This window comes from Lentzea sp. NBRC 102530, assembly GCF_030269365.1.
Lineage (GTDB): Bacteria > Actinomycetota > Actinomycetes > Mycobacteriales > Pseudonocardiaceae > Lentzea.
On sequence record NZ_BSTF01000003.1, the window covers coordinates 246,745 to 269,007 of the forward strand.

Consider the following 22,263-nt stretch of genomic DNA (forward strand, 5'->3'; position numbering starts at 1 on the left):
GGGCAGCTGTGGACTACTGCCGTGGCGCTACCCATCGTTCGAGGTCCAGCTCGTCCGTGATGGGGATGCCGAACTCACCCACAGCCGGGATCTCCGGTTTGAGCTTGCGGGCCTCGCGCACCGCGTCCGGTCTCAGCGCCGCGAGTTTGAACCCGCGCCGCTGGTAGAAGCGGATCGCGTCCAGGTTGTCGTTGGTGGTCGTGAGGCGCACCCGGTTGCACCCGAGCGTGCGCGCCTGGCGGACCGCGGCGTCGACCAGCGCGGTGCCGACGCCGCGGCCCCGCCGGAGAGCGTCGACCGTGACGATCTCCAGTTGGTGGTTCGCCACGGCGTAGGTCAGCAGACCCAGCACGTGACCCTGCTTCTCCACGAGGAAGCCCGGCAGACTCGCGGGGAAGAACACCTCGCCGTGCGCTACTGAGGTGTGCGCGCCCCACAGCTCCAGGACCAATCGCGCGACAACTATGCGATCCGCTTCCTCGATCGGTCTCACCGAGCCTTCTGCCATGACAAGAACTGTGCCAATCCGAGTCACGCTCAGGAACAGCCATTCGACGTACGGTGGATTCGTGCCAGTGCGCGTTTTGTTGGTTGACGATCACGAAGTGGTGCGCAGAGGACTGCGCGAGATGTTGGACGACGAGGCGGACATCTCGGTCATTGCCGAGGCTGGGTCCGTCGACGAGGCGGTGACACGGGCTCAAAAGACCACGCCTGACGTGGCGGTGGTCGACGTTCAACTGCCGGACGGCAGTGGTGTCGACCTCTGCCGAACGCTGCGGGACCTCGGCATCCGCTGCCTCGTGCTGACCGCGTTCGACGACGAGGAGGCGCTCGTCGGCGCGATCATGGCTGGTGCCTCGGGGTATCTGCTCAAACAGGTGCGCGGTCAGGACGTCGTCACGGCCGTGCGCGAGGTCGCGGCTGGACGGTCCCTTCTGGACCCCGCGACCACAAGCCGAGTACTCGAACGGATGCGCAATCCAGCCCCGATCGGACTCACCGACCAGGAACAGCGCGTGTTGGAACTCATCGGTGAGGGCCTCACGAACCGCCAAATCGGTGAACGGTTGTTCCTCGCGGAGAAGACCGTGAAGAACTACGTGACGTCCGTGCTCTCGAAACTCGGCATGGAACGGCGCACGCAAGCCGCCGCATGGGTGGCTAAACGGGGACGGACCAGGTGAGCGTCGTCCCGTTCGGCGAACTCACGACGCGGAAATCGCCACTCGCGGACTTCGCCCGTTCGGCGAGGTGCCGCAATCCGCGCTGAGTCACGCCGGACGGGATGCCGCATCCGTTGTCGGCGACGCGCAGCAGCAGATGCTTCTCATCGCGCCGTACGTCGATCTGGAGGTTCGTGGCGCCTGAGTGCCGCACGACGTTCGACAGCGCCTCACGCAACGCAGCGCGCGCGTCGTCGGCGTGCCGCTGCGGCACGTTCGCCAGGTCGCCTGCCACGTGCAGGCGTGGCGCGAACCCGAGCAGCTCGCCGGCGGTGCGGACCTCGGCCTTGATCGAGTCGAGCAGGTCGGCGCCCTCGGCCGGGTCGGTGTTGCGCAGCTTGCGGACGGTGCCGCGGACCTCGGCGATCGTCTCGTCCACCAGGTCGACGGCCTCGTTGATCCGGGCCCGGTCGGTGTGGTCGAGCTTCTTGCCCAGGCGCCGTTCCAGCAGGCTGAGCTGCACACCGGCGCCGTAGAGCCGTTGGATGATCACGTCGTGCAGGTCGCGGGCGATCCGTTCGCGCTCCTCGTAGACCGCGACGCGCTGGCGGGCCGTGAAGCCCTCGGCCAGCACGACCGCGAGACCAGCCTGGGCGGCGAACGCCGACAGCACGTCCACGGTCTCCTGCGTGAACGGCGCCTTGTCCCTACGTCGATAAACCGCCAGAGCGCCGATCTTCCGGTCCGAGGTGCCGAACGGTGCCACGGCGAACGGTCCGTACGTCCGCAGCGCGTGCGGCACGTACGGCGCCGTGCGCGGGTCGTTCGTGACGTCGTCGGCCATCACCGGAACGCCCGTGCGTGCGGCCTTCGCAGCAGCACTGCGCGGGCTCAGCGTGGCCACGACCGGTTCGCCGGAGGACGCCTCGACGGTCAGCGTGCCGTCGTCCTCGGCCGTGGCGAGCATGGCGAGGCCGAGGTCGGCGTCCGCGATCTCCGCGGCCGCCTCCACCACGAGCCGCAGCACGTTCTCCGGGTCTTCCAGCGCCGCCGACGTGATCTCGGTGGACGCGACGAGCACGCGCCGCGCCAGAGAGGGGTCCATGGCTCTCAACGGTATGCGGCGGTGCCGAGGTCCAGCACCAGGTCCGCCCTCGCCGCCTCGTCCGGGCGGTGCGTGATGTGCAGGACGGTCCTGCCGTCGTGCCGCAGCCGCTCCAGCAGCCGGCGCGCGGTGGGCTCGTCCAGGTGCGCGGTGGGCTCGTCGAGCAGCACCACGTCGGCGTCGTGCAGCAACGCCCGCGCGAGCGCCAGCCGTTGCGCCTCGCCGCCCGACACCTGGTCAGGCCTGATCACCGTGTCGAGGCGGTCCGCCCAGTCGTCGAGGCACGCGTCGCGCAGGGCCTGCCGCAACGCCTCGTCGTCGTGCTGACCCGACATCCGCAGGTTCTCCCGCACGGTCGTGCTGACCAGCATCGGTTCCTGCGGGCACCAGGTGGCGCGCGGCAGTTCGACGATCCCGCGTTCCGGCGGCAGGAAGCCGAGGAGCAGCGCGAACAGCGTCGACTTGCCGCTGCCCGACGGACCGACGATGGCCACGTGCGTGCCGGGCTCGACGGTGAGGTGCAGTTCGCGCAGCGTCGGCTCGGTCGCGCCGGGCCAGCGGACGTCGACGTTCTCCAGCCGGATGCGCTTGCCCCGCGCGGGCTCCGGCCGTTCCGGGGCGTCGAACCGCAGCCGTGCCGAGGCCTCCCGCAACGCCCTGCGCTGCTGCGCGGCCAGCGGCAGGGCGGCCAGCGGTTCGGCCAGCGCCAGCGGGACGAGGCCCAGCACCGGGTTGCCGCTCAGGGCGCAGAGCAGCGCCGCCGCACCCGTCGCGAGCAGGACGATCGCCGTGGCAGCGCCGGTGCCAAACGCTTGCCTGCGGGTCTGCGCGGCGAGGTCGACGTCGTCGGCGTGCAGGCGGGCCAGCAGGCGGTGGTGGGCGTCGTGCGCGATCAGGTCCGGCGCGGCGGTCAACGCGTTGATCGTGTCCGCGGCGATCTGACGGCGACCCCTGGCGAGCTTCGTGCTGGCCCGGCGTTCGGTCCAGACGGCGACGGCCGGGGCGGCGAGTCCCGCCGCGAGCAGGAGGACGCCGAGCACCAGCGCGGCGCGGAGGTCGATGAAGGCGAACAGGACGGTGGTCGCGATGCCCGCGCCCATGGCGACGATCGGTGGCACCAGGACGCGCGGGATCAGGTCGCGAACGGTGTCGGTGTCGTCGACGAGCCGTTGCAGGCCATCACGCCGTTGGGTGCGCACGAGCCGCAACCACAGCTCGGCGCGCAGGTCGTTCGCGAGCCGGAACGTCTCGTCGTGCGTGACCAGGCGCTCGAGGTAGCGCAGCACGCCCTTGCTCAGCGCGAACGTCCGCACGCCCACGACCAGCACCGACAGTGTCAGGATCGGTGGCATCTCGGCGGCGCGGGCGATCAGGTGCGCCGCCAGCGCGGTCAGCGCGATGCCCGCCATCGCCGCGAGCACGCCGAGACCGGCGCCCTTCCACGGCACGGGCAGGCGCTTCGGCCGTTCCGCGGCGGTCTCCTCGGTGACGACCTTGGCGAACGTCTCCTCCTCGGCCGCCTCCTTCTCGCGATGCGAGGCGAGGACGACCGCGGCCGTGGCGCTTGCTCGCTTGATCGCTTTGTCGACTTTGCGACTTGTCACCGGGTCGAGGTGCGCGGTCGGTTCGTCGAGCAGCAACACCGTCGCGCCGTGACGCACCCTCAGCAGAGCGCGCGCTACCGCGACGCGTTGGCGTTCGCCGGTCGAGAGGTCGGTGATCCGGCGGTCGAGCAGATGAACGGCCGCGACCTCGTCAGCGACCTGCTCGATGTCGTCGGCATCCGGCACCGTGAGTTCCAGCTCGGCGCGGGGTGTGGTGGCGGCGAACGCGGGCTTCTGCGGCACGTAGGCGATGTCGCCGGCGACGAACGCCGTGCCGTCGGTCGGTTCCAGGAACCCCAGGAGCACCTGGAACGTCGTCGACTTGCCCTCACCGCTCGCGCCTTCGAGCCGGTGGACCTCCCCCTGCCGCACGTCGAAGCTGACGCCGTCCGGGGCGAACCCGCCACGCCGCAGCACGCGCAGGTTGTCGACGTGGACCGAGCCGCCGGGCAGCCGCGGCCGCCCCGAGCCCTCGTGGTCCACGACCTCGGCCACGCGCCGGACCGCTTCCAGGCCGTCCTCGCTGGCGTGGTGGGCCGCACCGGCCGCGCGCAACGGCAGGTAGCACTCGGGCGCCAGGATCAGCACGACCAGCGCCGTCATCAGCGTCATGTCGCCGTGCACCAGCCGGATGCCGATGCCGACCGCGATCAGCGCGACGCTCAACGACGCCGCGATCTCCAGCACGAGAGCGGACAGGAACGCGATCCGGAGCGTGCCCATCGTGGCCTTGCGGTGCTGCTCACCGATCTGCCGGACCGCGCCCGCCTGCTGCTCGGCGCGGCCGAAGACCGTCAGCACCGGCAACGCGCGGAGCAGTTCGAGGAGCTGCGCGCTCAGGAGCTCCGTGACGTCGGCGGCCTTCTGCACGCGCTTCTCGGTGTACCAGCCGATCAACGCGGCGAAGATCGGGATCAGCGGCACGGTGACGGCGATCAGCACGGCCGAGGGCCAGTCGGTGAAGAGGATCCACGCCCCGGCCAGCGGCGGCACGACCACGGCCGTGACCAGCGCCGGGAGGTAGCGGGTGAAGTAGGCGTCGAGCGCGTCGAGGCCCTTGGTCGCGAGCACCGACAGCTCGGCCGTGCCGCGGTCGGCGATCCAGCCGGGGCCGCGTTCGAACGACTTGGCGAGCAGCTGGGTCCGCAGCTCCTCCTTGGCACCGGCGGCGGCACGAGCGGCGGTCGACTCGGTGGCCCACGACAGACCTGCGCGCGCAAGGATCGCCACGGCCAGGAGCGGCAGGCCTTCGCGGGTCGTGATCACCGACGCCAGCGCGACGGCCTGGGCGACGAGCGCCAGGGCGTTGAGGAACGCCAGCGCGCCCACCCCGACGAGGGCGCGCCTGGCGTTCTTCGAAAGCTGGGGCAGAGCTCCCAGCGGGCCTCGCTTCATCAGTGCGCCGCCGGGATGTGCTGGACGCCGATCCTCTTGCGGAACACCCAGTAGGTCCAGCCCTGGTAGACCAGCACGGCAGGAGTGCCGAAGCCGGCGACCCAGGTGATCACCTGCAACGTGTACGGGCTCGACGCGGTGTTGGCGACGGTGAGCGACCACGCGTCGTTGAGCGTCGACGGCAGGACGTTCGGGTAGAGCGAGCCGAACAGCACCACGACCGTGGCCGCGATCGCGAGCCCCATCAACGCGAACGACTGCCCGTCGCGGTCCGCCGCGAGCCGCCACATCGCGAGGCCCAGCACCACCACGACCACCGCGGCCCACAGCCCGGCGACGATCGCCAGCAGCGCGACCAGCGGCAGCAGCACGACCGGCGCCATCAGCAACGCCACGCGGCGGGCCCGTTCGCGGATCTCGCCCTCGGTCTTCAAGGCCGTGAACACAGCGCCGTGCACCAGCGCGTAGCCCGCGAACGCAAGCGCTCCAACGACTGTCTCCAGCCGGATGGCCGCGAACGGCGAGCCGACGCGGTCACCGTTCGCGTCGATCGGCAGGCCCAGCACCGTCGTCGAGATCAGCAGGCCGACGCAGAGCGTGGCGACCCACGAACCGATGACGATCGTGTGGTCCCAGGCCTTGCGCCAGCGCGGGTTGTCGACCTTGCCGCGGTAGTCGAACGCGACCCCGCGGCCGATCAGCGCGATGAGGAACAACGTCAGTGGCAGGTACGCGGCGCTCAGCAGCGCCGCGTACCAGCCGGGGAAGGCCGCGAACGTGGCACCGATCGCGACGATGAGCCACACCTCGTTGCCGTCCCAGACCGGCCCGATGGTGTTGATCATGACTCGGCGTTCTTCGTTGCTGCGCCCGAGAACCGGCAGCAGCATGCCCACGCCGAAGTCGAATCCTTCGAGGAACAGGTAGCCGAGCCACAGCACGGCGATGATGACGAACCAGAGCGTTTCCACGTCGCCTCTCCCCTAGTACGCGAACGCCAGGGCGCCGTCGTCGGTCTTCTGCGGCAGCACGCCGGGTATCCCGCCCCGGACGTACTTGCGGATCAGGTAGAACTCCACGACCGCCAGCACGGTGTAGACGGTGGTCAGCGCGATGAGCGAGGTCAGGATCTCGGCGGGCGAGACCTGGCTGACCGCCTGCGCGGTGAACATCCAGACCCCGTCGACGCCCGTCGGGTTCGGGACGACCACGAACGGCTGGCGCCCCATCTCCGTGAAGATCCAGCCGAAGCTGTTGGCCAGGAAGGGAGTCGCGATGCCGGCGAGACCGAGAGCCGGGAACCACCAGCCGGTGGGCGTCCGGTTCTTGCGCGTCAACCAGAGCATGAACACCCCGAGACCGGCCGAGATTCCGCCGAACCCGATCATGAGGCGGAAGCCCCAGTACGTCACGGGAAGCGCGGGCACGTAGTCGATCGGCTTGCCGCTGAGCTCGCCCAGCCGTTCGTCGACGGGGTAGAACTCGCCGTACTTCTCCTGGTACATCGGGACGAGGTCCTGGATGCCCTTGACCTCGCTGCTGAAGTCGTTGTGCGCCAAGAAGCTCAGCAGTGCCGGGACCGTGATGCTCTTGACGTTCTCGCAGTCGGGGCGCGTCACGTCGCCGACCGCGAAGACGCTGAAGCTCGCCGGTTGTTCGGTGTGGCACAACGCTTCCGCGGCGGCCATCTTCATCGGCTGCTGCTCGAACATCAGCTTGCCCTGCAGGTCACCGCTGATGCTCAGCGCCGCGAACGCGACCACGCCGACCCACGTGCCGAGCTTGAGCGAACTGCGCCAGACGCGTTCTTCCTCCGACCTGCGCCAGAGGTGCCAGGCGGCGATGCCCACGAGGAACGCGCCGACCACCGCGAACGCGCCCGCGATGGTGTGCGGGAACGCGGCGAGCACCGTGTTGTTGGTCAGCACCGCCCAGATCGAGGTGAGCCGCGGCCGTCCGTCGTGCATCTCGATGCCCACCGGGTGCTGCATCCACGAGTTGGCGGCGAGGATGAAGTACGCGCTGGCCACCGTGGCGAGGCTGAACGCCCAGGCGCACGCGAGGTGGATCTTCTTCGGCAGCCTGTCCCAGCCGAAGATCCACAGGCCGAGGAACGTCGACTCGACGAAGAAGGCGACGATCCCCTCCATCGCGAGCGGCGCGCCGAAGACGTCACCGACGAACCGCGAGTAGGCGCTCCAGGCCATGCCGAACTGGAACTCCTGCACGATGCCCGTCACGACACCCATGGCGAAGTTGATCAGGAGGAGCTTCCCCCAGAACTTCGTCATCTTGTAGTAGCGCTCGTTGCCCGTGCGCACCCAAGCCGTCTGCATACCGGCGACCAGGATCGAGAGACCGATCGTCAGCGGCACCATGAGGAAGTGGTAGACGGTGGTGATGCCGAACTGCCACCGTGCGAGTTCGAGTACGTCCACGCTTCCGAGCGTAGGTGTGGATCATGGTCTTCATCAGGTACGACGGTCCCGTCCACGTTCGGGACCAAGGTCCCGTGCGCGAAGTCACGCCTTGTGGGTGACATGCGTCGGTTACGATGTGAGCGCCAGAGGGGAGTAGTTCCCACCGGAGTTCTCGGCCGGTGGCGTGGTGATCGACATACTGATCCGCCTTCGAGCGGATCCGGTCCCACACTCGATTTCGATCGGGCGAACGAGACCTCCGGCCGGGTTGCAGCATGCCCGGTCGGGGTCTGTTGCGCCTCCGTCCGGGTTCGTATTCGGACGTGGAGGACCTCGTGGCCACTTCATTGCTCGCGTTCATCACCGCCTTCGCGGTGGTGTTCCTCGTCGAGCTCCCCGACAAGACCATGGTCGCCACCCTGGTCCTGACGACGCGCTACCGCGGGTGGCCCGTCTTCGTCGGCGTGATCGCCGCGTTCGCCGTGCAGACCGTCGTGGGCGCCGCGTTCGGCACCGCGATCACCCTGCTGCCCGACCGGGTCGTGGCCGGCATCGTGGCCCTGCTGTTCCTCGCGGGCGCGTTCCTGCTGCTCAAGGAGGGGTTCTCCAAAGAGGAGGACTCCGCGGACGAGGCGGGGGTGCGCACCGCCGTGCCGTTCTGGCGGGCGGCGCTGACCTCGTTCGGCGTGCTGTTCGCGGCCGAGTGGGGCGACGCCTCGCAGCTCGCCACCGCCGGCATCACCGCCCGGTACGGCGAGCCCGTCGCCGTCGGCCTCGGGGCCTGGCTGGCGTTGGTCGCGGTGGCCGGACTGGCCGTGCTGGTCGGGCGGAAGCTCGCCGGGCGGTTGCCGACGCACTGGATCCAGCGGGTCGCGGGCGTGGTCTTCGCGGTGTTCGGCGTGATCGCTCTGACGCAGGTGTTCTAGTCCGTCACCAGACCGGGCGCAGGCCCGGCTGGTCCTCGCCGTGGACGTGCCGGAGGTACGCGGCGAGGCCCTGCTTGACGGTGTCGAGGGTGTCCGCGCCGATCGCTTCGGCCATTTCGGACTCCAGGTCCGTCCACAGGTTGTCGGCGAACTTCAGGTAGTCGCGGCCCTTGGTGGTCAGGGTGACGTACTGGGCGCGCTTGTCGGTGGGGTGCGGCTCCCTGAGCACGTACCCCCACCCGTCGAGCTCGTTGACGATCTTCGCGGCGGCCTGCTTGGTGACGCCGAGGTGGTGTCCGATGTCGACGGTCGTGGCGCGCTTCTCCTTGAGGAACCGGAAGACGTAGCCGTGCGCCGGGCGGAGCGGTTCGAGGCCGAGCTGGGCGAGGCGGTCGTGGAACTGGTCGCCCAGGGCGCGGTACGTCATCGCCAGCAGCATCGGCACCGGTTCCATGTTCGCCGCCTCGGGTAGACAACCAGGTTGACCTTATTCTAAGGTTGGACAACTTGGTTGACTACTTTGGAGGTTGTCGTCGTGCTGATCACGGGGGATTCCGCCGCTGCGCACTCGTTCGGCGGGTTCGAGTTCCGGTCGTTGGCCGTGCCGTCGCGCGGGAGTGCGGAGATCGCGGTCTGGACGGTCGACGTGCCGGAAGGCGGGGACGGGACGCCACACCGGGCGTCGAAGGAGGAGGTGTTCTACGTGCTGTCCGGGTCGGTGACGATCCAGGGCCAGACCGCTTCGGCCGGCGACGCGATCGTGGTGCCGCCGAACACGGAGCTGGCACTGACCGGCGGGCCGGCACGGGTGCTGGTGGCCACGTCGGTGGGGATCCAGGGCACGCTGGCGGACGGGCAGACCATCACGCCGCCCTGGTCGCTCTAGCGGACGGCGGACAGGGGCCCACCCTCCCAGGGGGCGGCCCCCGCTTCCATCTTATCGGGGCTTGAGCTGCGGCAACGACCGTTCAGCGATCTGTGGACAACTCGCGTCAGACTGCGGCAACGACCGTTCGGCAACCTGCGGACAACGCGCGTCAGACTGCGGCAACGACCGTTCGGCGACCTGCGGACAACGCGCGTCAGACTGCGGCAACGACCGTTCAGCAACCTGCGGACAACGCGCGTCAGTTCGCCGGGGAGCCTTCTTCGCGCGGCGTTTCCGGCTTGCTGTCCGGAACCTCTTCGCGCGGCGCTTCGGGCGTGGTGTCCGGGACCTCTTCGCGGAGGTCGTGGGCGATCTTCTTCGCCTCGTCGATGAGCTGCTGGGACTCGTCGAGGCGGTCCTCGTCGGGCGGCGTGAGGTCACCGGGCGGCTCGGCGGACCGTTCGGCCGGCGACACCCCGGCCGTCGCCGTCGGTGACGCCCCGGTCGTCGCCCTCGTGGCGCCGTCCGGGAGCACTGCGGACTCACCGTCCGGAGCGCCTGCCGGCTCGTCCACCGCGCTGGCGGGCTCCTCGTCGACTGACACGGGCCGCTCTCCGTCCGGTACGACGGCACGGTCCTCCACCGGCTCCACGGCGCGCTCGTCGTCGGGCACGGTCACGCGGTCTTCTCCTGGTGCGGTCACGCCTCTGGGATCACCGCATCCGGCGGCCTCGAAACTCCCGCCATCAGGCCGCGGACGTGGGCGGCGAGGCGTTCGGCGATGGCGAGGTCCCACTCGTCGTCGGACGTCGGCTGCGGGGTCTCCCCCGCCACGACGCGTTCGCCGAGCAGGCGGCGTTCGGCCGGGGTGAAGTCGGTGATGGCCCGGCGGAGCAGGGGCAGGGCGTCGTCGAACGCCTCGCCGCGCAGGCCGCTGAGCCACTCGTCGATCAGGCCGAACAGGCGCGGGTCGGCGGCGAGCAGGGTGGCAGAGCCGCGGAGGAAGCCCGCCACGAAGGCCGTGGCCACGTTGCGGTGCAGGCGGGTGGCGACGTCGTCGCTGGTGACCTCGCCCGCCTCCCACAGCAGGCGGGTGGCCCTGCCGGTCGGGAGGCCGTGGGCCTCGGCCTTGACCAGCGCGTGCAGGGCGCGCCACCAGGTCTTCTGGTGGTCCTCGTCGGCTGCCAGGCGGGTGGCCTCGTGGGCGCCGTCCACCACCTGGAGGGCGTGTTCTGCCGTTTCGTCGTCGACGTTGCGGCAGGCGATGGGCAGACCCACGGCGCCTCGGGTGAGGAGGCCGTGCAGGGCTACCCGGAGGAGTTCCGGGTCGGTGCCGCGGACCGAGCCGTAGCGGACCGTCCTGGCCAGGTCCGGGAGGGCGGCCAGGAGTTCCAGGGCATCGGTGGCGAGGGCGGCGCAGCGGTCCAGGGCCTTGCGGGACTCGGCGACGGCGGCGGGGAGTTCGCAGCCGACCGACCTGGTGAGGGTGGCGGCCGCGTCGGCCACCCGTTGGGCGTCCTTGGCCGACTGGGTCAGGACGTTCTCCGCTGCCGTGTGGACGGTGGTGCCGTGGCGGGCCGCCACCGCCACGGAGACTGCGAAGACCGGGTCCCAGCGCAGTTGCCAGACCTCGGCGAAGGTGCCGAGGGAGTTGGAACGGTCCGGCTTGCCCCACGGGACGCCGAGAACGTCCAGGCGTTGCAGGAGTTTCGAGCGTTCCCGGTCGGTGTCCTTGCGGAGGTCCAGCTTCAGCTGCTTGGGCTGGACGTCCGCGGGGAGGCGGAGTTTCCGTTGCAGGCGCTGGAGGTCCGCGGCCAGCGGGGAACGCGGGACGGCGTCGCCCACCTCGCCCAGGCGTTCGCCGACGACCAGTTTGCGGTGGACCAGCCGGAGGTGGATCTCCTCGCCACCGCAGAGGACGGCGAGGGCCGCCTCGTTGACCTCGCTCAGGCCCGCCGAGGGGCGTTCACGAAGGGCCGCAAGCGTTTCCGCCAGGCGGACTGCCTCGACGGCGCTCGCGGTGGAGGCCGGGAGGTCCTCCTCGCGCAGGACGGCGGCGGCCTTCGCGAACCAGCGCGGGACCACGTCCTGCTGGTGTTGCCAGAGGTGGGCGTACCAGCCCGGCGAGTCGATGCCGGCGCCGTAACCGGACGCGGCCGCGAGTTGGCCGTGGCTCCACGGGACCCAGGTGCCGGAGATCTTGCGGCGGCGCAATCCCTTCAGCAGGGCCGTGTCGGAGGCGACCGTCGGTTTGGTGAGCAGCGCGGGAACGTGCCAGGCGCCGCAGACGACGGCGATGGGGCCGTCGGTCTCCTTGCGGGACTTGCGGATCGTCTGGCGCATGAACGCTTCGCGGCGCAGGGTGCGTTCGCCGACCTCGTGTTCGAACTCCGCGCGCACGGCGACCATGGCCTCGGCGATGGCGCCGGCCAGGTCGAGCGGGTCGGACGCGCTGTGCTCGACGACGTCCTCCCACCAGCGTTCCGGGTCGTCGAAGCCCGCGGCCTCAGCCAGCAGGCCGATCGGGTCGACGGCGCCGCTCGGACCGTCGTCGCCGATCGACGCCGCGGCCGGCAGGTCGAAGAACCGCGCCTGGACGCCGTTCTCGGCCGCGTAGCGCAGGGCCTGCCACTCCGGGGAGAACTCGGCGAACGGCCAGAACGCCGCGTTCTCCGGTTCGGTCTCGTCGTGCAGCAGGATCGCGACCGGTGGGGTGAGGGCGTGGACGTGCTCGAGCAGCGCGTCCGCTTCCGGCGGGCCCTCGATCAGGATCAGCGACGGGCGGGTCTGCTCCAGCGCCCGCGAGACCATCCGGGCCGAGCCGGGGCCGTGGTGCCGGATGCCGAGCAGGACCGGGCCGGGGTCCGCCTCAGTCACCGCTGGCGTCCAGGCAGGCGCGGTAGAGGTCGCGCCACTCGGAGCGCTCCTTCAGCACCGTCTCCAGGTACTCCTGCCAGACCGTCGCGTCCGACACCCGGTCCTTGATCACCGAACCGATCAGGCCACTGGCGAGTTCGTCGGCGCCCAGGGTGCCGTCGCCGAAGTGGCCCGCGAGCGCCATGCCGTTCGCGATGACCGAGATCGCCTCCGCCGTGGACAGGCTGCCGCTCGGCTTCTTCAGCTGGGTGCGACCGTCCACGGTGGAGCCGTTGCGCAGCTCGCGGAAGATCCGCACGACCCGGCGCACCTCGTCGAGGGCGGGCGGTTCGGCGGGCAGCTGGAGCGCCTTGCCGAGCTGCTGGGCCCTGGTGATGACGATCTCGACCTCGGCGTCCTCGGTCGCGGGCGGCGGCAGCACGACGGTGTTGAAGCGCCGCGCGAGCGCGGACGACATCTGGTTGACGCCCCGGTCCCGGTCGTTGGCCGTGGCGATCACGGTGAACCCCGGCACGGCCTGGACCTGCGTGTTCAGCTCCGGCACCGGCAGCGACTTCTCGCTCAGCACCGTGATGAACGAGTCCTGCACCTCGGACGGCATGCGGGTCAGCTCTTCGACGCGGACGATCGCGCCGCTCTGCATGCCGCGCAGCACCGGGCTCGGCACCAGCGCGTTCTCACTCGGGCCCTCGGCGATCAGCCGGGCGTAGTTCCAGCCGTAGCGGACCTGGTCCTCGCTCGTGCCTGCCGTGCCCTGGACGACCAGCGTCGAGTCGCCGCTGATCGCCGCCGCCAGGTGTTCGGACAGCCACGACTTGGCCGTGCCCGGCACGCCGACGAGCAGCAGCGCCCGGTCCGTGACCAGGGTGCCCACCGCGACCTCGACCAGCCGGCGCGCGCCCACGTACTTCGGCGTGATCACCGTGCCGTCGGGCAGCGTGCCGCCCAGCACGTAGGTGACCACGGCCTGCGGCGACAACCGCCAGTTCGGCGGCCGCTGCCGGTCGTCCTGGGCGGCGACGGCCTCCAGCTCGGCGGCGTACTGCTGTTCGGCCGTCGGCCTGAGCACGGCGGTCACTGTGCCTCCTCGGGTCTGTGTCGAAGTCCGGTTCGACGAGGGTCGCGCCCGGGGTGGTTCCTGGCGGTGCGGCCGGACGGCCCGCATACCGGAGTCGTACGTGGGTCGTCCGGCCGCACCGCCGAGGGCCGCTGTCGCGGACCGGACTTCGACGCAGACCCTACGGCGGTGGGGCGAACGATTCACGCAGGCGGATGCGGAGCCGGAGCACCTCGAGCTCGAGCGAGTTCTCCGGCCAGCGACGGGTCAGAGCCTCCCAGCTGGCGCCGAGCAGGTCGGCGTCACCCCGCGCCAGCAGCACGGCGGGCGGCCGCCCCGAGCGCCACCGGGGATCGGGCAGGGCGGCGTAGCGGTGCATCAACGCGCGGGTCGTCTCCGGCGACCACGGCGCCGGCAACTGCGCGCACGCGTGGTCGAGCAGGTCGTAGTGCCAGTTCTTCGACACGGCCACCACCGCCTGCTCGGCGACCTGGGCGGGCAACGCGGCCAGCATCTCGAGCTGCTCCATGCCCGTGAGCGTCTCGGCGGCCGCCACCGCCCACGGCCTGGGGTCCTTCGCGGCGGCGAGCTGGTCGGCGACGCCCCTGAGCAGCGGACCCGCCCACGGACCCCTGCGCAGGATGCCGGCGGCCTTCTCGTCGTCGGCCTTCAGCGTCGAGGTCCAGTACGACGGCGGCACGCTCGCGGCGGCCGCCCGGATGCGGCCCGCCACGCCCTTCTCCGAACCGTCGCGCATGAGGTCGCGCAGTTCGGGGTCCTCGGGCTGGGCGGTCCACAGCTCGCCGGGCCGGATGTCGAGGCCGTCGGCGGTGAGCCTCAGGCCGTGCCGCAGGCGGTGGGCCGCGCGGGCGCCGAGACGGGTGGGCTTCAGCCGGCGCAGGAGTCTGAGCGCCTCGTCGTGGACGGCGGCCGACTTGTCGTCGAGCGCCGCCTCCAGCAGGCGTTCGTCCTGGGGGCCGAGGCCGGTCTCGAGGGCGCTGATCAGCACCTGCCGATCGGCCGACCGCCGGGACTCGGCGAACTCGCGCGCGATGAACGCACCCACCTGCAGCGGATCGGCCTTGCGCTTGCGGCGCAGCGCCCGGACCCGCTGGGCGCTCGGCAGGTCGAGGACCTCCTCCAGCGGCACCTCGTCCACCAGCGGCGCGGCCCCGCTCGCCCACGACCAGCCGGGACGGGTGCCCGCCAGCCAGCGGCCGCGGGTGCCGAGGACCTCGACCACGGCGGCGCGCAGCCCGGGGCGGGCCGTGCCGATGGCGAGCAGGGACGGCAGCATGCGGTGCTCGGCCACGACGTCGTTGGCCTTGGCGAGCGCGCACCACTCCGTCAGGAGCACCTCGTCGTCCAGGCTCATGATCGCCTCCAGAACGGCCCTGGCGGCCGGGCGGGGGCGGGTGGCGGGTTCGGGTGGGGCCAGTGCCACCGGCTCGGCTGTGGCCTCCTGGGGCAGCGTGGCGCCGAACGCCGCCACGCCGAGGGCGGCGCAGTCGGCCAGCAGGGCTGTCGGGTCGCCGCCGCCGCGGGTGGTGCCGATGAGGAGGTCCTGAACGGTCCTGGACCACTCGTCCTTCACGCCACCACCTCCGGGGTGTCGCCCGAGAAGCGGCACGGGTCGGGCACGGGGGCGGTCACGCCACCACCTCCAGGACGCCGTCGATCGACACGGCGCCGAGGCGCAGGGCGTGCCCGTCCCACAAGCCCCAGGCGTCGAACGGCACACCGCCCGTCAACGCCAGCGCCATGTCCAGGCCCGTGTCGTCGCGGACCGGCAAGCCGTGGCCCGAAGCGTCGACCAGCGACGACCCGTGCAGCCGCACCTCCGCGCACCCCAACGGGAACAGCCGCTGCCAGGGATCGGCGACCAGCATCGGTTCCAGCGACGCCAGCGACGTGCGCCACGAGACGGGCGCCGGGACGTGGGCGGGCGCGACGGACTCGGTCAGCTCCCCCAGCGCCACCCGGTCCGACGCCGGATACGGGTGGACCAGGGCCGTGGACTCCAGGCCGTGCGGCAGCAGCGGCACGGGCGCGCCCACGGCGGAGTGCCGGATCGCCACGACCCAGCGCTCGGAAGTACGACCCCAGCACCACTGGCGGACCGTGCGCACGCGGCCGTCGTCGGTCTCCATGCGCAGCAACGCCACCCAACTGTCGGTCACGCCGGGGGTGGCGCGGACCGTCTCCTCCGGGATCGTCACGCCCAGGCGGGCGCGCGGTTGCACGAAGCAGAGCAGGTGCAGGCCGCCCAGGCGGTCGGCCACGTCGGCGGTCCAGCGCGGGCCCGAGCGGGCGACGATCTCCTGGACCTCGGTGACCGCGGCGGCGATGCCGGGCACCTGGGCGTCGATCATGCGAGCGGTGAACGCCTGCCACCACGAGGCCGGACGGCCGGGCAGGGAGGCGATGCCGGCCGAGGCCACGTCGAGGAGCCAGTCGCGCAACCCGTCGATGCCCGAGGACATCGCCAGCGCGCGGTTGGCGGCCGTCTTCTCGCGGGCGCGCAGGCGGCGGGCCACCGCCTCGGGGGACGAGTCGAGTTCGCGGGCGGCCCGCTTGGCCGTCCACTCCGCCACCCACTCGGGCGGCGAGGCGTCCGGGAGATCGAGTTCCTGCAGGCTGATGGCGTGCTTGCAGGGGAACTTGCGGGACGGGCACGTGCACTTGGCGGAGCCCGCGGCCAGGTCGACGCACACGCGGTACGGGGTCGAGCCGGAGCCCGCGTAGAGGCCCCACAGCACCGGCAGGGCCTTGCCCAGGCCCTGCCAGCGCATCGGAACGGCTCGTGTCCTCACCAGACCAAAGTAGCGAGGACCCCCGACAGAAAATCAGGCCGGACCGCGACGGGCCCAGGTCCACGCGTAGGCGGGGTCCTCGCAGGCTTCCGCTGCCTCGCCCAACTCCAGCGGGCGGAACGTGTCGACCATGACCGCGGTCTCGTCGAAGTAGTCCACGCCGAGAGACGCCTCGACGGCGCCGGGCTGCGGTCCGTGCGTGCAGCCGGACGGGTGCAGCGACAGCGAGCCGACGCCGATGCCCGAGCCCTTGCGCGCCTCGTAGTTGCCGCCCACGTAGAACATCAGCTCGTCCGAGTCGACGTTCGCGTGGTTGTACGGCACCGGCACGGACAACGGGTGGTAGTCCACCTTGCGCGGCACGAACGAGCACACGACGAAGTTCGGGCCCTCGAACGTCTGGTGCACGGGCGGCGGCTGGTGCACGCGACCGGTGATCGGTTCGAAGTCGCGGATGTTGAACGCCCACGGGTACAGGTGCCCGTCCCAGCCGACCACGTCGAACGGGTGGTTGGCGTAGGTGAAGCGTGTGAGGCCCGCGCGGTGCCGCACGAGCACGTCGACGTCCTCGCCGTCCACGAGCAACGGCTCGACCGGCCCGCGGATGTCGCGCTCGCAGTAGGGCGAGTGCTCGAGGAACTGTCCGGCCTTCGACAGGTACCGCCTGGGCGGACCGATGTGCCCGGTCGCCTCCATCACCAGGATCGACATCGGCGACGACGGCACCACCCGGTACGTGCAGGAGGTCGGGATCACGACGTAGTCGCCGTCGGCCACCTCCAACGCCCCGTAGATCGTCTCGATGACCCCGGAACCGGACTGCACGTACAGCAGCTCGTCACCGAAAGCGTTGCGGTACAACGGGGACGGCACCGTGGCGACGACGAAACCGATGGTCACGTCCGGGTTGCCGAACAACCGGCGACGGCCCGTGACGGCGTCCACCTCGTCGGAAGCCCAGGTCAGGTCCTGCGTCTTGAACGCCCGGGGCTTCAACGGCAGGTTCGGCGCCACCGACCCGCGCTCGTCCTTCACGGTCTCCGCGTTGACGATCGCCGTCGGCAGGTGCCGGTGGTAGAGCAGGGCCGAATCGGCCGAGAACCCCTCGACCCCCATGAGCTCTTCCGCGTAGAGCCCACCGTCCGGTTTGCGGAACTGGGTGTGGCGCTTTCGGGGGATCTCCCCGACCTGGCGGTAGTAAGCCATGACCTCTCCGAGGGCGTTCGATTATCGGACATCTTTGTTCACTTACCGATACCCAGCTAGCGTGTCAGCCGTGTCAAGCGCTGTCGAACTCCGTGCGCCCGGTCCGCGCGGTACTCCGCCCCTGCTCGCGAGGCTTGTGGACGATGCCGCGCTGTTCCCTCCGGGGAACGCGTCGATGCCCGACGCGGTGCGCGGTCACCTCGACGGACGCGTCGGCGAGTGGTCCGGCGTCATGGGCCTCTTCCTCTGTCCCGCCTCCCGTCTGGCCGAGCTGATCACCGAGCTGATCAAGGTGAAGCCGGCCAAACCGATCGCACTGAGCCTCGTGATCGACACCGGCCTCGGCGGCGTGCCGAAGGCCGTCTCGATCGTCGAGAGCCGAAGCGAACTCCTGGCCCTGCGCATGGTCGAGATGCCCGCACCGTCCGATGTGGACGAGGTGTGGCTCGAGCGCGTGTCCGAGTTCGTGCCCGAGGACGTCATCCGCGTCGTCGAACCCCGCCGCGGCGGTGCCGAGTGGCTCGACGGCGTCCGCCGGGTCATCGAGCACGGCAGCTGGCCCAAGCTGCGCTGCGGCGGTCTCTCCCAGGAGAACTTCCCGAGCGTCGAGGAGGTCGGTGACTTCCTCAGCGTCGTGAGTGGCGGCGGCGTCGCGTTCAAGGCGACGGCGGGCCTGCACAAGGCCGTCCGCTACACCGACGAGCAGGGCTTCACGCACCACGGTTTCCTGAACCTCCTCGTGGCCACCGCCCGCAGCCTGAGCGGCCGCGACGTCCGCGAGGCGCTCGCGAGCACCGACGCCGAGGCTCTCACCGCCGAGGCGAAGGCGCTGAGCGACCAGGCCGCGCACGCCGTCCGCGGCGTGTTCGCGAGCTACGGCTCGTGCTCGCTCGCCGAACCGATCGAGGACCTCGAAGGGCTGGGGCTGCTGTGAGCTGGATCAGCGACCCGGACTTCACCGAGGACCAGCCGTTCGGACCGCAGACCCTGCCCTACGGCGTCGTCGACGGCGGTGTGGCGGTCCGCGTCGGCGGCCAGGCGTTGCTCCTGAAGAGCCTCGCGCTGGGCAAGTGCAGCGAGTACGTCCAGGGCGACTCCCTGGACCCGCTGCTGGCCGCCGGACGGCCGGTCTGGAGCGTGCTGCGGGCCAAGCTGCGGGAGATCGTCACGGCGAGCTCCGCCCCCAAGGGCGCCGAGCTCGTCGGCATCGAGACGGCGAAGCTGCCGTTCACGGTCGGCGACTACGTGGACTTCTACTCGAGCAGGCACCACGCGGAGAACGTCGGCCGGATGTTCCGCCCCGACGGCGACCCGCTCACGCCGAACTGGACGCACCTGCCGATCGGCTACCACGGCCGCGCGGGCACGGTGTACGTCTCGGGCACCGAGATCGTCCGCCCGAACGGCCAGAAGCGCGGCAGCGAGGGCCCGAAGTTCGGCCCGTCCGAACGCCTCGACATCGAGGCCGAGGTCGGGTTCGTCTGCGGCGGCCCGAAGGCGGCAGGCGTGTCCACGAGCCGCGCCGCCGAGCACGTCTTCGGCGTCGCGCTGGTGAACGACTGGTCGGCGCGCGACATCCAGGCGTGGGAGTACCAGCCGCTCGGCCCGTTCCTCGCCAAGTCGTTCGCGACGTCCATCGGCGCGTGGATCACGCCGCTGGAGGCGTTCTCAGTTGCACGCGTGCCCACGCCGCCGCTGCCGAACAAGCTGCACGACTACCTGACGTGCGACCAGCCCTGGGGCCTGGACATCACGATCACCGTGGAGCTGAACGACACGATCGTCGCGCGGCCTCCGTTCCGGGAGATGTCGTGGTCGTTTGTGCAACAGCTGGCGCACATGACGGTGAACGGCGCTACGGTGCGCCCAGGTGATCTGTTCGCCTCCGGCACGGTCTCGGGACCGGAGAAGGACGAGCGCGGCTCGTTCCTCGAACTCAGCTGGGGCGGCAAGGAACCGTTCAAGCTCGACGACGGCTCCACGAGGTCCTTCCTGGAGGACGGCGACACGGTCAGGCTGACCGCGACCGCCCCCGGCGAAGGCGGCTCCGTGGTCGGTCTCGCCGAGGTGGTGGGAACAGTTCGGAGTGCGTGATGGTCGGAGCGACGAAGGAGAGCTCGCTGACCCTGGAACGGGGTCTGGCGCTGCTCCAGGCGGTCGCTGAGGCGGAGTCCGAGGCACCGTCCATCTCGGAGCTCGCCACGGCCATCGGTGCGTCCAGGGCCGCGGTCTACCGCTTGCTCGTGCCCCTGCAGTCGCGCGGTCTCGTGCGGCGCGAGGGCTCGAAGGTGCGGCTCGGCCTGGGCGTGCTGCGGCTCGCCTCCAACGTCCTCCCCCAGCTGCGGATGGCGGCGAACCCGGCGCTGCGCGAGCTCGCCGAGAAGGTCGGCGCCACCGCACACCTCACGGTCGCGGACGGCAGCGAGGCGCAGGCCGTCGCGGTCGTCGAACCGTCGTGGACCGCTTTCCACGTGGCGTACCGGGTCGGCTCGCGCCACCCGGTGCAGCGCGGGGCCGCCGGCAAGGCCATCTCGCAGCCGTCCGAGCTGTGGGTCGTCTCCGCCGGTGAGCTGCAACCGAACGCGTACGGCGTCGCGGCACCGGTTCGAGGCGTTCCGGGTCTCCGGGCGTCCGTCGGTGTCGTGGCGCTGGAGAAGCTCGACGCGGACGTCGTCGGCCCTCACGTCGTGCGTGCGGCCGAAGAAGTGGCGGCAGCACTCAAATGACCGACGAACGGCTGCGGCGCTGGCGTCTGCTGCTGGGGCCGAGCGCCGAGGACGTGTCCGAACTCGGCGAGGACGACCAACGGCGTGATGGCGCGCTCACGGGCCTGTACGGCGGCGGTGGCGACCGGGGTGCCGGGCTGGGCGCGAGTTCGCCGCAGCTGCACCGCTGGCTCGGGGACGTCCGCAAGTACTTCCCCACGTCCGTCGTGCAGGTCATGCAACGCGACGCCGTCGAGAAGCTCGGCCTGAAGCAGCTGCTGCTCGAACCCGAGCTGCTGCAGTCGGTCGAGCCGGACGTGAACCTCGTCAGCACGTTGCTGCAACTCTCCCGCGCGATCCCCGCCCGCACCCGCGACACCGCCAAAGCCGTGGTGCAGAAGGTGGTCGAGGACATCGAGCGGCGCCTGAAGGACCGGCTCGTCGAGGCCGTGCGCGGTGCCGTCGACCGCTCCAAGCGCACGCACCGGCCGCAGCTGCCGGACGTCGACTGGGCCACGACGATCCGCGCGAACCTCAAGAACTACCAGCCGCAGCACAAGACCGTGATCGTCGAGGACCTGATCGGTCACCGCAGGCGCAGCCGGACCGCCGCGATGCGGGACGTGGTCCTGCTGGTCGACCAGTCGGGTTCGATGGCGGAATCCCTGGTGCACGCGGCGGTTCTCGGTTCCGCGCTCGCGAGCATCCGGTCGATCTCGACCCGGCTCGTCGTGTTCGACACCGAGGTCGCGGACCTGACGGACCAGCTGAGCGACCCGGTCGACCTGCTGTTCAGCGCCCAGCTCGGCGGCGGCACGGACATCAACCGCGCGGTCGCCTACGCGCAGACGCAGATCCGCAGGCCCACCGACACGGTCGTCGTGATCATCAGCGACCTGTACGAGGGCGGGTCGGAGACCGAGCTGCAACGGCGGGTGCGCGAACTCGTCGCGAGCGGCGTCACGGTCGTGAACCTGTTGGCGCTCAGCGACTCCGGCACCCCGTCGTACGACCACGAGCTGGCCGCGAAGCTGCACGCCCTGGGCGCGCCGGCGTTCGCCTGCACGCCGGACAAGTTCCCCGAACTGCTGGCGGCCGCGCTGCGCAAGGACGACCTCACCCAGTGGGCCGAGGCCGAGGGCATCGCCACCGGCCGTTAGCGCTCCACGACCCGGCCACGCGTGAGGAACGCCAGGCCGCGCGTCATCACGGCCACGCGCCCGCGTTCGTCCGGACCGGCGATCCACACGCGTCCGGTGTGCCGCACCAGCACCCGTGCGCGCTCGGGGAGCTCGGGCAACCGCAGGTTCTTGTCCGACCCGTCGACGCTCAGGTACGCCGACCGCCCGATGCGCCGGCCGGGCACGAACCTCGCCGAGACGGGACGCCACGGGAACTGCTCGATCAACGCGAGCGTGCCCCGCCGCGTGACGAAGTGGCGGATGCCGGGCGCCGCCAGTTCGAGCACGACCGGCACCGACAGCACGATCAGCCAGAGCCAGCCGATGAAGAGCACGACACCGAGCACGGCGAGCGCGAAGAAGATGTACCCGACAGCGCGACGGTCGGCCCGCGCGAGGCACGTGTCGCTCCAGGTCTCCAGGATCATCTGCGCACACGCGCCGGGATCAGCTGCGGCACCCCGCGGAACGTGACGACGGTGTTGCCCGACGCGTCCGGCGGCACGAACCACACGCGCCGATGACGCGCGATCCGCCCACGCAGCAACGGCCCCACGCGCAGGGTCAGCAAAAGCGGTGGTGAGCTCAACACGACCAGACGCCCTCCTTCCCACTGCACATGGGCGAAATGCCACGGTTCACCTTCCGGTAAACGCACCGGACGGCGACGCGTCACCACCCACAGCACGGCCGCGGCGAAGAAGAGCAGCACCAGTGCCACCGGTGAAGACCACGACCACACCAGTACCAGCAGGAACTGGAGCGCGAAGGCCGCACCCGCGACCACCGTCCACACCAGGGCGCGACGGCTCGCCCGGGCGACGCAGTGCCGGGTCCACCGATCGTCGAGCGCCGTCACCTCGGTGGACGGCTTGTTGGGCACGACCACCTGACCAAGGTACAGGTGATGCTTCCCTTGATGAGCGAAGCTAAGTTAGGC

The 22,263-nt window shown here is 70.9% G+C and carries 21 protein-coding genes; 7 read left to right on the forward strand and 14 right to left on the reverse strand.

The features are described 5' to 3' along the window. Positions 1-13: 13 nt before the first annotated feature. On the reverse strand, positions 14-508 hold the full coding sequence (locus tag QSK25_RS08760; protein WP_285636111.1) for a GNAT family N-acetyltransferase: 495 nt from the start codon (positions 506-508) through the stop codon (positions 14-16). Positions 509-569: 61 nt separating this feature from the next. Between QSK25_RS08760 and QSK25_RS08765 the strand changes: the two genes are divergently transcribed. After that, positions 570-1,187 (forward strand): response regulator, encoded by a 618-nt coding sequence (locus QSK25_RS08765; protein ID WP_285637548.1) that lies wholly within the window; start codon positions 570-572, stop codon positions 1,185-1,187. Here QSK25_RS08765 and QSK25_RS08770 read toward each other — a convergent pair. From QSK25_RS08770 to QSK25_RS08785, 4 genes are read right to left on the reverse strand one after another with little or no spacing between them, the layout of a single operon-like run. Beyond that, positions 1,165-2,271 carry a GAF domain-containing sensor histidine kinase gene (locus QSK25_RS08770; RefSeq protein ID WP_285636114.1) on the reverse strand — a complete coding sequence of 369 codons (1,107 nt, stop codon included), beginning with the start codon at positions 2,269-2,271 and terminating at the stop codon, positions 1,165-1,167. The genes QSK25_RS08765 and QSK25_RS08770 overlap by 23 nt on opposite strands. A 5-nt stretch (positions 2,272-2,276) precedes the next feature. Continuing rightward, positions 2,277-5,270, reverse strand: coding sequence for a thiol reductant ABC exporter subunit CydD (gene cydD / locus QSK25_RS08775; protein WP_285636117.1), 2,994 nt, complete (start codon positions 5,268-5,270; stop codon positions 2,277-2,279). Next, complete coding sequence (cydB, locus tag QSK25_RS08780; RefSeq protein ID WP_285636121.1) at positions 5,270-6,241, reverse strand: cytochrome d ubiquinol oxidase subunit II; 972 nt, start codon at positions 6,239-6,241, stop codon at positions 5,270-5,272. Before cydB ends, cydD begins: the two co-directional genes overlap by 1 nt. Positions 6,242-6,253: 12 nt before the next feature. Next, positions 6,254-7,708, reverse strand: coding sequence for a cytochrome ubiquinol oxidase subunit I (locus tag QSK25_RS08785; RefSeq protein WP_285636124.1), 1,455 nt, complete (start codon positions 7,706-7,708; stop codon positions 6,254-6,256). Between the two features lie 329 nt (positions 7,709-8,037). On the opposite strand from QSK25_RS08785, the gene QSK25_RS08790 reads away from it, so the two are divergent. Then, positions 8,038-8,616 (forward strand): TMEM165/GDT1 family protein, encoded by a 579-nt coding sequence (locus QSK25_RS08790; RefSeq protein WP_285637549.1) that lies wholly within the window; start codon positions 8,038-8,040, stop codon positions 8,614-8,616. Between the two features lie 4 nt (positions 8,617-8,620). Here the strand turns inward: QSK25_RS08790 and QSK25_RS08795 are convergent, their stop codons facing one another. Further along, positions 8,621-9,055 carry a MarR family winged helix-turn-helix transcriptional regulator gene (locus tag QSK25_RS08795; RefSeq protein WP_285637564.1) on the reverse strand — a complete coding sequence of 145 codons (435 nt, stop codon included), beginning with the start codon at positions 9,053-9,055 and terminating at the stop codon, positions 8,621-8,623. A 72-nt stretch (positions 9,056-9,127) separates the two neighbouring features. Between QSK25_RS08795 and QSK25_RS08800 the strand changes: the two genes are divergently transcribed. Next, positions 9,128-9,502 (forward strand): cupin domain-containing protein, encoded by a 375-nt coding sequence (locus QSK25_RS08800; RefSeq protein ID WP_285636127.1) that lies wholly within the window; start codon positions 9,128-9,130, stop codon positions 9,500-9,502. Between the two features lie 241 nt (positions 9,503-9,743). On the opposite strand, the gene QSK25_RS08805 is transcribed toward QSK25_RS08800, so the two are convergent. The 6 genes from QSK25_RS08805 to QSK25_RS08830 form a co-directional block, all read right to left on the reverse strand. Beyond that, positions 9,744-10,163, reverse strand: coding sequence for a hypothetical protein (locus QSK25_RS08805; RefSeq protein ID WP_285636130.1), 420 nt, complete (start codon positions 10,161-10,163; stop codon positions 9,744-9,746). 20 nt (positions 10,164-10,183) lie between these two features. Next, entirely contained in the window at positions 10,184-12,361 is a 2,178-nt protein-coding gene (locus QSK25_RS08810; RefSeq protein WP_285636134.1) for a DUF5682 family protein, read from the reverse strand. Further along, on the reverse strand, positions 12,354-13,439 hold the full coding sequence (locus tag QSK25_RS08815; protein ID WP_285636137.1) for an ATP-binding protein: 1,086 nt from the start codon (positions 13,437-13,439) through the stop codon (positions 12,354-12,356). Before QSK25_RS08815 ends, QSK25_RS08810 begins: the two co-directional genes overlap by 8 nt. Before the next feature lie 160 nt (positions 13,440-13,599). Continuing rightward, entirely contained in the window at positions 13,600-15,012 is a 1,413-nt protein-coding gene (locus QSK25_RS08820) for a DUF5691 domain-containing protein (RefSeq protein ID WP_285636140.1), read from the reverse strand. Positions 15,013-15,067: 55 nt separating this feature from the next. Then, positions 15,068-16,231: an SWIM zinc finger family protein gene (locus QSK25_RS08825; RefSeq protein ID WP_285636143.1), complete on the reverse strand. Its 1,164-nt coding sequence runs from the start codon at positions 16,229-16,231 to the stop codon at positions 15,068-15,070. Positions 16,232-16,264: 33 nt separating this feature from the next. Next, entirely contained in the window at positions 16,265-17,437 is a 1,173-nt protein-coding gene (locus QSK25_RS08830; protein ID WP_285636146.1) for a homogentisate 1,2-dioxygenase, read from the reverse strand. A 70-nt stretch (positions 17,438-17,507) separates the two neighbouring features. On the opposite strand from QSK25_RS08830, the gene QSK25_RS08835 reads away from it, so the two are divergent. The 4 genes from QSK25_RS08835 to QSK25_RS08850 are packed head-to-tail and all read left to right on the forward strand — an operon-like array spanning position 17,508 to position 21,302. Further along, on the forward strand, positions 17,508-18,371 hold the full coding sequence (locus QSK25_RS08835) for a hypothetical protein (protein WP_285636149.1): 864 nt from the start codon (positions 17,508-17,510) through the stop codon (positions 18,369-18,371). Continuing rightward, complete coding sequence (locus tag QSK25_RS08840; RefSeq protein WP_285636153.1) at positions 18,368-19,531, forward strand: fumarylacetoacetate hydrolase family protein; 1,164 nt, start codon at positions 18,368-18,370, stop codon at positions 19,529-19,531. The genes QSK25_RS08835 and QSK25_RS08840 overlap by 4 nt, the downstream gene beginning before the upstream one ends. Beyond that, a complete protein-coding gene (locus QSK25_RS08845; protein WP_285636157.1) occupies positions 19,531-20,163 on the forward strand; it encodes an IclR family transcriptional regulator in 633 nt (210 codons plus the stop codon). The genes QSK25_RS08840 and QSK25_RS08845 overlap by 1 nt, the downstream gene beginning before the upstream one ends. After that, entirely contained in the window at positions 20,160-21,302 is a 1,143-nt protein-coding gene (locus QSK25_RS08850; protein ID WP_285636160.1) for a VWA domain-containing protein, read from the forward strand. Before QSK25_RS08845 ends, QSK25_RS08850 begins: the two co-directional genes overlap by 4 nt. Here the strand turns inward: QSK25_RS08850 and QSK25_RS08855 are convergent. Then, positions 21,299-21,751: a hypothetical protein gene (locus tag QSK25_RS08855; protein WP_285636163.1), complete on the reverse strand. Its 453-nt coding sequence runs from the start codon at positions 21,749-21,751 to the stop codon at positions 21,299-21,301. The genes QSK25_RS08850 and QSK25_RS08855 overlap by 4 nt on opposite strands. Beyond that, positions 21,748-22,212 carry a hypothetical protein gene (locus QSK25_RS08860; RefSeq protein WP_285636166.1) on the reverse strand — a complete coding sequence of 155 codons (465 nt, stop codon included), beginning with the start codon at positions 22,210-22,212 and terminating at the stop codon, positions 21,748-21,750. The genes QSK25_RS08855 and QSK25_RS08860 overlap by 4 nt, the downstream gene beginning before the upstream one ends. Positions 22,213-22,263: the final 51 nt, after the last annotated feature.